Raw genomic sequence first — 12,365 nt, forward strand, 5'->3', positions numbered from 1 at the left:
GAGCGCCTAACCAACATCAAGAATCACGTGGCAACCGACTTACACCACGCAAATGGGCTTGACCCGACTTTTCCGACGACTACAGCAAAGCCATATTCGAACTTGCTGGAGCAGTGCCACCAAGATCCGTCTAGCTCGGAGAAACGGCATTCGACAATGGCAGCGCATCTTCCCGAGAAGATAGCCCGTGAGACTGCCCGGTCAACGTTCCCCAAACGGGATACTCTCTCTTTGCCCTCAGGGTTCGTGATCTTCGCGGTTTTATGCTTCCGGACTGCGAGCGCCGTGGGTGCGAGATGCAGGAATTCAGGTGCCGCTCATTCCCCGGCATTGGCCTGCCGCGGTTCGGGCGTTGAACCGCATAGACGCCCAGGATCGCGATCGCCTCCGGGGGCCATCGAGCTCCTGGGCGAAGAACCACGGGCTCCCAGCGCCAAAGCCTTCCTAGAGGCGTCCCGGTCTTCGCACGCGTCCCTCGCGGCAACGTCTACAGTCAGTGACTGCGGCGCCAAGCCAGACGTCGGCGAGACGACATGTCTGCCAGACTGGCCCCATGGACGAGGAACTGGACTCCACCTACAGCACGCTTGAGGGTGTGCCCTATGTCCGTCTCTTCGCCGACTACGGTGAGAGCCCGGTCTGGACGTGGGAACCCCTCGATTATGCCGAGCTCCAACTTCCCCCGGAGCTGGAGGCGAGGATGCGCGCCTGGGAGCAGGCGTTCTACGCCCATGACATCGACGGGGCCTCGAACGACCAGATGGCCCAGCGCCACCGGGCGGAGGGGATCCTCATCGCCGGACAGCTTGCCGGCGAATTGGGCTCGCCCCTCGCCGTGCACTACGCGGCGGCCGACCCGGAGGTGCAGTCCTTGGCGGGGGAGGACGGCGCCGAGGGCAGCAGTCTCTCCCTGGCGGATCCGACGATCTTCCATGTCGACACCTTTCCGGTCCGCCCTGTCATCACGCGCGACATCGTCTGGATGATCCAGCACCCCTTCGAACGTCCCGACGACACCGGGGGAGCCGGGCCGTTGGATGCAGACTGGTCGGACCTCGGGGACGATGACGGCCCGCCCGGCGGTATCCACTAGCACGGCCGCAGGTGCGCCGCGGGTCCGCCGGTGCGCGATACTGGAGGCATGGAGTTCCGCGAGCCGCAGCACAGCACACTTCCCCCGCACGATCCCCGGCGCATTGTCCTGCTCGGGTCGACCGGTTCCATCGGCACGCAGGCCATCGACGTCGCCGATGCGGCCCCCGGGCGCTTCACCATCGTCGCGCTCGCCGGCGGCTCCAACCTCGAACTCCTCGCCCGCCAGGCAGTCCACACCCGCGCCGAAGTCGTCGCGCTCGCCGAGGGAGACGTGGACGAACTGCGCCGGCGCATCCACGACCACGCCGAACTGGCAGGACACAGCGGGTACCGCCCCGAGCTGCTCACCGGCCCCACCGCGGCAGCCCGCGTCGCCGCCTACCCGGGTGCCGACGTCGTGCTCAATGGCATCACCGGGTCCATCGGCCTGGCCCCCACCCTCGCGGCGCTGAAGGCCGGCCACCTGCTGGCATTGGCCAACAAGGAATCACTCATCGTCGGTGGCGCCCTGGTCAAGGACGCCGCTGCCCCCGGCCAGCTGGTGCCGGTGGACTCCGAGCATTCGGCGATTGCCCAGGCCCTGCGCGCCGGCACGCCCGATGAGGTCGCCCGGCTCATCGTCACCGCCTCCGGCGGCCCGTTCCGCGGGATGACGCGCGCGCAGCTGATGGACGTCACCCCCGCGCAGGCGCTGGCCCACCCGACCTGGGACATGGGCCAGGTCGTCACCACCAACTCGGCGTCCATGGTCAACAAGGCGCTGGAGGTCATCGAGGCGCACCTGCTCTTCGACGTGCCGCTGGACCGGGTCGAGGCGGTGGTCCACCCGCAGTCGATAGTGCATTCCATGGTCGAGTTCATCGACGGTTCCACCATCGCCCAGGCCTCCCCGCCGGACATGCGCCTGCCGATCGCCCTGGGCATGGGCTGGCCCGCCCGCGTGCCTGGCGCCGCGGCCGGCTGCGACTTCACCCGCGCCTCCGAGTGGACGTTCGAGCCGCTGGATGAGGAGGCCTTCCCGGCGATCCGCTTGGCCAAGGCGGCAGCCCGCGCCTCCTCCACCCACATGGCCGTCTACAACGCCGCGAACGAGGAGGCGGTGCACGCCTTCCACGCCGGCGCCATCCGCTTCCCCGAAATCGTCGACACCGTCGAGGCGGTGGTGGACGCGTACGACGCCGGCGCCACCTCCGGGGGCGGGCTCACCGTGGACGCGGTGCTGGCCGCAGAAACATGGGCACGAAAAGCAGCCCAGGATCGTTGGGGTCAGTTGTGACAGTTCTCCTCTTCATCGCCGGCGTGCTGATCCTCGCGATCGGCGTCGCCGTGTCCATCGCCCTGCACGAGGTCGGCCACCTGGTCCCGGCCAAGGCGTTCGGCGTGCGCGTGCCGCAGTACATGATCGGCTTCGGCAAGACCCTGTTCTCCCGCAAGCGCGGCGAAACCGAATACGGGCTCAAGGCCATCCCGCTCGGCGGCTACATCTCGATGATCGGGATGTACCCGCCCTCGGCAGCCACCGACGTGGACGGCAAGGTCAAGGCCTCCAGCACCGGCATGTTCACCCAGATGGCCGACGAAGCGCGCCAGGCCGCCGCCGAGCAGCTGCAGCCGGGCGACGAGCACCGCATGTTCTACAAGCTGCCCGTGTATAAGCGAGTCATCATCATGCTCGGCGGACCGTTCATGAACCTGGTCATCGCGTTCGTGCTCTTCGCCGTGCTGCTCTCCGGATTCGGAACCGTCCAGTCCACCACCAACGTCACCGAGGTGTACCAGTGCGTGGTCAGCCAGGCGGACCAGAAGGCCCGCGGCGGCGACGACGCGGCCACCAACTGCCGGCGCGGTGACCCGAAGGCCCCGGCCTATGCGGCGGGACTGCGACCGGGGGACCGGATCACCTCCTTCAACGGCCGCGACGTGCGCGAATACCAGTGGGATGAGCTGACCACGCTGATCCGTGCCGCTGCCGGAACGTCCTCGACGATGACGTATCTGCGCGACGGCACCGAACACAGCACCAGCATCACCCCGATCCTCACCCAGCGCCCGGCGCTGGACATCAACGGCCGCGCCAAGACGGACGCGGAAGGCAACACCGAACTGGTCAACGTCGGCTTCGTCGGCATGGGCGCCGAGAACAAGCAGATGACCGTCCCGCTCACCGAGGTCCCCGGCGCCGTCGGCGAGAACGTGCGCGCTGTGGCGGGGATCGTCATCGACCTGCCCGCCCGCCTGGTCGCCGTCGGCAAGGCGGCCTTCTCCAGCGCCCCGCGCGACCCGAACGGGCCCATGTCCGTGGTCGGCGTCGGCCGCATCGCCGGGGAGGTCAGCGCCATGGACGAGATCCCGCTCAAGGACCGCGTCGCCACCCTGATTGGCCTGGTCGGCAGCCTGAACATCGCCCTGTTCGTCTTCAACCTCATCCCGCTGCTGCCGCTCGACGGCGGACACGTCATCGGCGCGTTGTGGGAAGGGCTGCGGCGCACGGTCGCGAAGATCTTCAAACGGCGCGATCCGGGCCCCGTGGACATCGCCAAGCTCATGCCGCTGACCTATGTGGTGGCCGTGCTGATGCTGGGCATGGGGGCACTGCTGATCTACGCCGACATCGTCAAACCGGTGAATATCTTTGGTTGACGCCCCCGCCCTGCGCCCGGTGACCGCGACGGCGGCCGCGGGCCTCGCGATCGCCCTGCTTCTGGCCGGCTGCACCGGAGCGGGATCCACTCCACCGGCCTCCGGGGGCACGACGGCGGCGCCGGGCTCCTCCTCCTCCGATCCCCAGCAGGTGCGCCTCACCTCTGCCGAACCCGGTGCCCACTCGCTGCGGGGCGCCGGCGGAGAGCTGGCCATCGCTGCCAGCCGTGCCTTTTTCGATCACTCTCCCGCCGCCGTCGTACTCGATGACGGCGACAGCGACGCGGATGGCGGCGACGCGCACGCCGCCGCGGAACGAGCCCAGGACCTCGGCGTTCCCCTGCTGCTGGCCCCCGGTTCGTCGCAGCAGGCCACCGCCCTCGAGGCAGAACTCACCCGGCTCGGCGCCTCCACGGTCATCCGCTACGGCGGGACGTCGACGGGGGACCAGGGTGCTGCTGCATCCTTGGGCAGCGACGTGCACGTCATCGACGGCACCGATCCGCAGGCCCACCTCCCGGACGTCACCGCGGCGGCAACGGCGAAGCCGCGTGCCGCGGTCTCGCTCAAGGGCCAGGCGGACACCGGGACACGCGCAGCCCTGGCCACCGCCCGTGCCGCCGGCGCCGCCACCCACACGATGGCCTCCGCCGATCCCCGCGCCGACGCGAACCGCGGTTTCTTCCGCGACCACGCCGACACGGCGCTCTACGCCGTCGGCCCCGGCTTCGGGCCGGCCCCCGAACTCCAGGCCCTGGCGGCCACCGCGGCCACGGGCCCCGAGCTGCCCGGCGGCGGGCAGATCGTGTTCCCCGACCGGCGCATGGTCGCCCTGTACGGGACACCCGGCACGGCGTCGCTGGGCCTGCTGGGGGAGCAGGGCGTCGACGCCGCCATCCGGCGGGCGAAGCAGCAGGCCGCCGCGTACCAGCCGTACAGCCAGGAAAAGGTCCAGCCGGCGTTCGAGATCATCGCCACCGTGGCCGCGGCGACGGCCGGCAAGGACGGCACCTACTCGACCTACGTTCCCCTCGAGCGCATCGAAACGTGGGTGAAGGCAGCGCGGACAGCGGGCGTCTATGTGGTGCTGGACCTGCAACCGGGCCGCAACGACTTCCTGACCCAGGCCAGGCACTACGAAAAACTGCTGGAGTACCCGAATGTCGGCCTCGCCTACGACCCCGAGTGGCGGCTGAAGCCCGGGCAGAAGCACATGGCCCAGATCGGCTCGGTCGACGCCGCGGAGATCAACCGGACCAACGACTGGCTGGCGGAGCTGACCCGCAAGCACCGGCTGCCGCAAAAGGTGGTGATCCTGCACCAGTTCCAACGCGGGATGATCCGCGACCGGGCCGTCCTGGACACCACGCATCCAGAACTCGCACTGGTCCTGCACGCCGACGGCAACGGCACCCCACACCAGAAAATGGCCACCTGGAAGGCGCTGCGCCGGGACCTGCCGGACGGCATCCGCATGGCGTGGAAGAACTTCATCGACGAGGATTCCCCGACCTTCACCCCGGAGCAGACGTTCGACATCTCGCCGAAACCGTGGTTCGTCTCCTACCAGTAGGCCGTCCCACCGTGGCCGTGACGGAACGTACACTGGGGCCATGACGATCATTGCCGTGGAATACGTATACGCAGCCGATTCCGAGTCCGCCCGCGACGAACACCGTCCGGGCCACCGCGCCTTCCTGGCCGGACTGGACGGTGACTTCTCGCTGGTGGCCTCCGGCCCCTATGTCGACGGCTCCGGCGCCCTGCTGCTCATCAAGGCGACCTCCGAGCAGGCGCTGGCCGAGAAGCTCGGCGAGGACCCGTTCAACGCCAACGGACTGGTCTCCGCGGTCCGCCTGACCGCCTGGAGCCCCGTCACCGGTGAGCTCTCTCACCACGCCTGAGCCCGTCCCGGCCACCCGTATTTCCCGGATCAGGGGGATAATGGGGGCTGATGAACCACCACCTGAATCCTCGGAGGAAAATTTGACCTCGGTCAGCCTGGGAATGCCCGCCGCCCCACCACCGGTGTTGGCCCCGCGGCGGAAAACCCGCCAAATCAAGGTCGGATCGGTCGGCGTCGGTTCCGAATCCCCGATCAGCGTGCAGTCGATGACCACCACGCCGACCACCGACATCAACGCCACCCTGCAGCAGATCGCCGAGCTCACCGCCTCCGGCTGTGACATCGTCCGGGTGGCCTGCCCCTCGGCCGACGACGCCGAGGCGCTGCCGATCATCGCGAAGAAGTCGCAGATCCCCGTCATCGCGGACATCCACTTCCAGCCGAAGTACGTCTTCGCCGCCATCGAGGCAGGCTGTGCAGCGGTCCGGGTGAACCCCGGGAACATCCGCAAGTTCGATGACCAGGTCAAGGAGATCGCCCAGGCCGCCAAGGACCACGGCACCTCCCTGCGCATCGGCGTCAACGCCGGTTCGCTGCACCCCGACCTGATGAAGAAGTACGGCAAGGCCACCCCCGAGGCGCTCGTCGAATCCGCAGTCTGGGAAGCCTCCTTGTTCGAGGAACACGACTTCCACGACTTCAAGATCTCGGTCAAGCACAACGACCCGGTGATCATGGTCGCCGCCTACGAGATGCTCGCCGCACGCGGCGACTGGCCGCTGCACCTCGGCGTCACCGAAGCAGGCCCGGCCTTCCAGGGCACGATCAAGTCGGCCACCGCCTTCGGTGCGCTGCTGGCCAAGGGCATCGGCGACACCATCCGCGTCTCCCTCTCCGCCCCGCCGGTCGAGGAGATCAAGGTCGGCAACCAGATCCTGCAGTCGCTGAACCTGCGCCCGCGCAAGCTGGAGATCGTGTCCTGCCCGTCCTGCGGCCGCGCCCAGGTCGACGTGTACACGCTCGCCGACCAGGTCACCGCCGGTCTGGAGGGCCTGGAGGTCCCGCTGCGCGTCGCCGTCATGGGCTGCGTCGTCAACGGCCCCGGCGAGGCACGCGAAGCCGACCTCGGTGTCGCCTCCGGCAACGGCAAGGGCCAGATCTTCGTCAAGGGCGAGGTCATCAAGACCGTGCCCGAGGACCAGATCGTCGAGACGCTGATCGAGGAGGCCATGCGCATCGCCGAATCCATGGAGGTCCCCGAGGACGGATCCGCGGCCGCCCCGACCGTCTCGGTCTCCTGAGCGGCACCCACCGCAGCATCCGCCGGCCCGGCCCGGGTGTGACGCCCCGCCCGGCGTCGCATCCGCCGGGCCGGCGTCATGCGGTTTCGCAGCGGCACGGATTCTGCGAGACTTTGCCCTAGGACGCCACCGCGTCGTGCCGGGAAGGGGAGACGATGTCCAGGATCCTTTCCCGCGCCATCCCGTGGTTCCCGAACGCCACGGCACGCCCGCGCGGCGGCGAGGAAATCGTCGACACCATCCGCGTGCTCGCCGCCGAGGACACCACCGCACTGCACGGGCTCATCGCCCGCGACCCGGTGGCCAACATCTTCATGGACGCCCAACTCGCGGCCACCGGCACCGCGGCCCCCACCCCCGGCGGATCGCTGGTCCTGGGCCGTTTCGACGGCGGCGAGCTGACCAGCGCCCTGTGGGTCGGGGCCAACCTGGTCCCGGTGCAGGCAGGACCGGCCGATGCCGTCGCCTTCGCCACCGCCGTGCTGAGCCTGCACCGCAACTTCTCCTCCATCTTCGGCCCGGCAGACGCCGTCGTTCCCCTCTGGGATTCCCTGCGCCCCGAATGCGGGCAGCAGGCCTTCGACGTCCGGGCCCACCAACCGCTGATGGTGTTGGGCCACCAGCCGGCCATCCTGCCCTCGACCCGGGTCCGCCGGTCCACTGCCCAGGATTACGACGCCGTCCTGCCCGCCTGTGCCGCCATGTTCCAGGAGGAACTGGGCTACTCGCCGTTGGACGCCGGGGGTTCCTTCTACCGCTCACGGGTGCGGACGCTGATCCACCAGGGACATTCCTTCGTCGACACCGCAGCGGACGGCAGCATCCGCTTCAAGGCGGAACTGGGCACCGTCTCCCGCCACGCCACCCAGATCCAGGGCGTGTGGGTGGCCCCCGAACACCGCGGCACGGGCCTGGCCGCACCGGCCATGGCAGCCGTTGCCGGGTCCGCCCTGGCGCTGGCCCCGATCACCAGCCTGTACGTCAACGACTACAACGGCCCGGCCCTGGCCACCTACCGCCGGGTCGGCTTCGAGCAGGTCGGGGAGTTCGCCACCGTCCTGTTCTGACCCGCCCGGCATCCGGACGCTGCAGGGCACGATTCGCTAGGGTGGGGGCAGACCAACCGGCCCCGACGGCGCCGGAATCCACTGGCACGACGGGGGAAGCATGGGCAACGCACCGACGCACCGCCGCCCCGCGGGGACCGCTGCACTGCTGCTGGTGGTGCCGCTGGTCCTGGCAGCCTGCACCGCTACCGACGAGCCCGGCCCCGGCCCCTCGACCACCGCGCCTTCCTCGAGCACCCAGGCGCCGCCGTCGTCCTCGGGTCGCCCGACCGGGTCGACGGGCAGCCCCACCGCGCCGCCGTTGACCGGTCCGCTGCCGTTCTTCAGCGAGCAGGAGCTCGCCGCAGCGGCCACCGAGATCGCCGCGGACCACCCGGGCTCCCGGGTGCGCACCGCCCAGGAGATCTCCTCGCTGGCCGTTTCGGGCCGCAAGCTGCTCGACGACATGGACATCACCCCGGCGAAGTGCGCGCCGTTCATGGACAACCAGGACGCCACCCTGCCGCCCAGCGCGGCCATCGCCTCGGTGACGATCCCGGGCGGCGCCGTGGACAGCGAAACCTCGATCAGCCTGGCCGCCTACCCACAGCCGCGGGATGCGGCCCAGGCGGTCTCCCGCACCACCGCCCTGCTGCGCAGCTGCGGGACCTTCACCCTCCAGCTCGGCAGCACCGAGGGCACCGCAACGCTGAAGCGTGGGACGGCCGGGAGCGATGCGCAAACCACTGCCGCCTATTGGATGGACGTGGCGGCCGGCCAGCAGGGGGTGGCCAGCTACACGGTCTCGGGCAGCGACGGGGCGGTCGTCGTCTCCGTGACCACCCGCGATGACCGGGAAGCGGACATCGTCCCCGACGACGTGGCGGCCACGCTGGACGAGGCCCTCACCGCGCTGCGCAGCCGCTAACCGGGGCGTCGCCCGCACCCCCGCACGGTGCCGGGTTCTCCCCAACGCCGGGCAACGGGTAAATTGGAACCGTCCCGTCACGGACATCATCCCCACGACCAGCGGCGAAGCCCGCGGAAACGGACAGCAAGCGTGGTCCTGCGACTTTCCACCATGTTCCTGCGCACCCTGCGCGAAGACCCGGTTGACGCCGAGGTCGCCAGCCACAAGCTGCTGGTGCGGGCCGGATACATCCGCCGGGCAGCCCCCGGCATCTACACCTGGCTGCCGCTGGGCCTGCGGGTCCTGTCCAAGGTCGAGGCCATCGTCCGCGAGGAGATGAACGCCATCGGCGGCCAGGAAGTGCACTTCCCGGCGCTGCTGCCGCGCGAACCCTACGAGGCCACCGGCCGGTGGACCGAATACGGCGACGCCCTGTTCCGCATGAAGGACCGCAAGGACGCCGACTACCTGCTGGCACCGACCCACGAAGAGATGTTCACCCTCCTGGTGAAGGACCTGTACAACTCGTACAAGGACCTGCCGGTGTACCTCTACCAGATCCAGAACAAGTACCGCGACGAGGCACGGCCCCGCGCCGGCCTGCTGCGCGGGCGCGAATTCATCATGAAGGACTCCTACTCCTTCGACATCGACGACGCCGGTCTGGACGCCGCCTACGCCAAGCACCGCGAGGCCTACCTGAAGATCTTCGCCCGGTTGGGCCTGGAGATCCTGCCCGTCAAGGCGACGGCCGGGGCCATGGGCGGCTCCAAGTCCGAGGAGTTCCTGCACCCGACCGCCGTCGGCGAGGACACGTTCGTGCGCTCGGCAGGTGGCTATGCGGCCAACGTCGAGGCCGTCACGACGATCGTGCCGGCGGACATCGACTTCTCGACGCTGCCGGCACTGGAGGTCAAGGACACCCCCGACACCTCCACCATCGACACGCTCGTGGAGGTCGCCAACCGTGTCGCCCCGAAGGCCGACGGCGCGTGGTCGGCCATCGACACCCTGAAGAACGTGGTGTTGGCCGCCAAGCTGCCCACGGGGGAGCGCCGCCTGGTGGCCATCGGGCTGCCCGGTGACCGTGCAGTGGACCTCAAGCGCGTCGAGGCCAACATCGCCGAACACCTCGAGGTCGGTGGCGAAGTCGAGATCGAAGCCGCCACCGAAGACGACCTGAAGAAGAACCCGACCCTCATCAAGGGCTACATCGGCCCCGGCAACGGCCTGGGGAACGCGGTGCTCGGCACCGAGGGGACCAGCGGGATCCTGTACCTGGTCGACCCGCGGGTTGTCCCGGGCACGTCCTGGGTCACGGGCGCCAACGAGGCGGGCCGCCACGTCTTCGGTCTGGTCGCCGGACGCGACTTCACCTGGGACGGCACCATCGAGTGCGTGGAGGTCCGCGAAGGCGATCCCGCCCCGGACGGATCCGGACCGCTGGAAACGGCACGCGGCATCGAGATGGGCCACATCTTCCAGCTCGGCCGCAAGTACGCCGAGGCGCTGGAATTGAAGGTCCTGGACCAGAACGGCAAGCTCGTCACGGTCACCATGGGCTCCTACGGCATCGGCGTCACCCGCGCGGTCGCCGCGCTGGCCGAGTCCAACCACGACGACCGCGGCCTCATGTGGCCGCGCAACGTCGCCCCGGCCGACGTGCACCTCATGGTCACCGGCAAGGGCGCCGACCTCTTCGAGGAAGCCGAGCGGATTGCCGCCGCCCTGGACGCCGAGGGCATCGAGGTCATCTTCGATGATCGGCCGAAGGTCTCCGCCGGCGTGAAGTTCGGTGACGCCGAACTGGTGGGCGTGCCCACCATCGCCGTCGTAGGCCGCGGTCTGGCCGAGGGGGTCATCGAGGTCAAGGACCGCGCCAGCGGAACTGCCGAAAACATCCCCGTCGCAGAGGTGGTCGACCACCTCATCCGCGCAGTGCGCGGCTAGTCCGGCACGCGGTGGACTGGGCCTCGCTGCTGCACGGTTCCGGTCTGGAGGACATCCAGGCCGGGACCGTGCTGCTGGTCATCGTCGCGGGCCTGGCCGCCGGGTGGATCGATGCCGTCGTCGGCGGCGGGGGACTGCTCCAGCTGCCGGCCCTGTTGCTGGTCCCCGGGATCACCCCGGTGCAGGCGCTGGCGACGAACAAGCTCGGCTCCGTCTTCGGTACGACGACGAGTGCCGTCACCTACTACCGCAGGGCGCACCCCGACCTGAAGACGGCCCTGCCCATGGCCGGCATTGCCTTGATCGGCAGTTTCGGCGGAGCCATCGTGGCCACGCTGCTGCCGTCGTCGGTCTTCAAACCCATCATCGTCGCGGCGCTGGTGGCCGTCGCCATCTTCACCGCAGTGAAGCCCACCGTCGGGGAACTGACGAATCTCAGGCATGCCGGGCGCAGGCACTACGCCGTCGCCGCTGTCATCGGGCTCGTGATCGGGTTCTACGACGGCCTGATCGGGCCGGGGACCGGTTCCTTCCTGATCATCGCCATGGTCATCTTCCTCGGATACAACTTCCTGGCCTCCAGCGCCAAGGCCAAGATCGTGAACATGGCGACCAACCTGGGGGCGCTGGCCTTCTTCCTGCCCACCGGCCACCTGCTCTGGGGGCTGGGCCTGCTGCTCGGACTGGCCAACATGGTGGGCGGCTATCTCGGCGCGAGGATGGCCGTCAGCAAGGGCAGCAAGTTCATCCGGGTCGTCTTCCTCGTCGTCGTCGGGGTCCTGATCATCCGTCTGGGATACGACGTCCTCCAAGAAAACATCCTGCACCGCACCTAGCTCGCGGCGAGGTGTGGGGGCGGGTGGGACGTGCCCCTCACAGGGTTGTTTTTCCGGGGCCCTGAGGGGGGTCCACCGGTAGAATCGAATACATGTTCGAGTCTGTGGCGGTTCCGGAACCCGGTCCCGCGGCGTTGACGTCCACGTCCGCCGCGCAGGCCCCCGGCACGCCCGGAGACGGGTCGGGTGTGCTGGATCTGCTGTCCGGGGTGTTGGCGTGGATGCCTGCCGCGGAAGTGGCCGGGTTGGACGAGACGGTCCTGGTGGATGTGATCAGTCGTGCCGAGTCGTTGAAGAACGCGTTGGCTGGTCTCCAGGCCCGTGCCGAGGTCGTCCTCGATGAAACGGTGCGTGTCCGGCAGGAAGCCGGTGGGATGGCTGCGGGCAAGCTCGGTGCTGGTGTCCATGCCCAGATCGCGTTGGCCCGGTGTGAGTGCCCGAACACGGGCCACCGGTTGTTGGGGGTGGCGAAGGCAGTGGTCAACGAGATGCCCCATACCCATCGGGCGTTGGCCACCGGGAGGCTCTCGGAGTGGCGGGCCTCGATGTTGGTGCGTGAGACCGCGTGTCTGAGTCGTGGTGAACGCGCGGTGGTTGATGAGCAGTTGATGGTTGATCCTGCTGTTCTGGACGGGGTCGGGACGCAGGCGTTGATCGGGCGGGTGCGCAAGCTGGCGTATGCGGTGTCGCCGCGGGCTGTGGTGGAGCGGGCGCGGCGGGCGGTGGCGGATCGTCGGGTGT

General features: G+C 69.1%; 10 protein-coding genes and 1 pseudogene. All 11 read left to right on the forward strand.

Features of this window, described 5'->3' with window-relative positions:
- Nucleotides 1–553: 553 nt before the first annotated feature.
- A complete protein-coding gene (locus ABD088_RS15625) occupies nucleotides 554–1,093 on the forward strand; it encodes a hypothetical protein (RefSeq protein WP_343902896.1) in 540 nt (179 codons plus the stop codon).
- A gap of 48 nt (nucleotides 1,094–1,141) precedes the next feature.
- Nucleotides 1,142–2,371, forward strand: coding sequence for a 1-deoxy-D-xylulose-5-phosphate reductoisomerase (gene dxr / locus ABD088_RS15630; RefSeq protein ID WP_343902897.1), 1,230 nt, complete (start codon nucleotides 1,142–1,144; stop codon nucleotides 2,369–2,371).
- Nucleotides 2,329–3,735, forward strand: a complete 1,407-nt coding sequence (locus ABD088_RS15635; RefSeq protein ID WP_343902898.1) for a M50 family metallopeptidase — start codon at nucleotides 2,329–2,331, stop codon at nucleotides 3,733–3,735. The genes dxr and ABD088_RS15635 overlap by 43 nt, the downstream gene beginning before the upstream one ends.
- On the forward strand, nucleotides 3,728–5,308 hold the full coding sequence (locus tag ABD088_RS15640; RefSeq protein ID WP_343902899.1) for a hypothetical protein: 1,581 nt from the start codon (nucleotides 3,728–3,730) through the stop codon (nucleotides 5,306–5,308). The genes ABD088_RS15635 and ABD088_RS15640 overlap by 8 nt, the downstream gene beginning before the upstream one ends.
- Before the next feature lie 40 nt (nucleotides 5,309–5,348).
- The gene (locus ABD088_RS15645) at nucleotides 5,349–5,639 is read left to right on the forward strand and encodes a YciI family protein (RefSeq protein WP_343902900.1); all 291 of its coding nucleotides are present in this window, start codon (nucleotides 5,349–5,351) and stop codon (nucleotides 5,637–5,639) included.
- An 82-nt stretch (nucleotides 5,640–5,721) separates the two neighbouring features.
- Entirely contained in the window at nucleotides 5,722–6,882 is a 1,161-nt protein-coding gene (gene ispG / locus ABD088_RS15650) for a flavodoxin-dependent (E)-4-hydroxy-3-methylbut-2-enyl-diphosphate synthase (RefSeq protein WP_343902901.1), read from the forward strand.
- A gap of 155 nt (nucleotides 6,883–7,037) precedes the next feature.
- On the forward strand, nucleotides 7,038–7,949 hold the full coding sequence (locus ABD088_RS15655) for a GNAT family N-acetyltransferase (protein WP_343902902.1): 912 nt from the start codon (nucleotides 7,038–7,040) through the stop codon (nucleotides 7,947–7,949).
- 100 nt (nucleotides 7,950–8,049) lie between these two features.
- Complete coding sequence (locus tag ABD088_RS15660; RefSeq protein WP_343902903.1) at nucleotides 8,050–8,856, forward strand: hypothetical protein; 807 nt, start codon at nucleotides 8,050–8,052, stop codon at nucleotides 8,854–8,856.
- 132 nt (nucleotides 8,857–8,988) lie between these two features.
- Nucleotides 8,989–10,788, forward strand: a complete 1,800-nt coding sequence (locus tag ABD088_RS15665) for a proline--tRNA ligase (protein ID WP_343902904.1) — start codon at nucleotides 8,989–8,991, stop codon at nucleotides 10,786–10,788.
- 11 nt (nucleotides 10,789–10,799) lie between these two features.
- Nucleotides 10,800–11,624 (forward strand): sulfite exporter TauE/SafE family protein, encoded by an 825-nt coding sequence (locus ABD088_RS15670; RefSeq protein WP_343902905.1) that lies wholly within the window; start codon nucleotides 10,800–10,802, stop codon nucleotides 11,622–11,624.
- Nucleotides 11,625–11,716: 92 nt separating this feature from the next.
- Nucleotides 11,717–12,365, forward strand: a pseudogene (locus ABD088_RS15675) (HNH endonuclease); the annotation flags it as partial.

It is taken from the genome of Arthrobacter rhombi, from assembly GCF_039526245.1.
In the GTDB taxonomy this organism is placed as follows: domain Bacteria; phylum Actinomycetota; class Actinomycetes; order Actinomycetales; family Micrococcaceae; genus Arthrobacter_H; species Arthrobacter_H rhombi.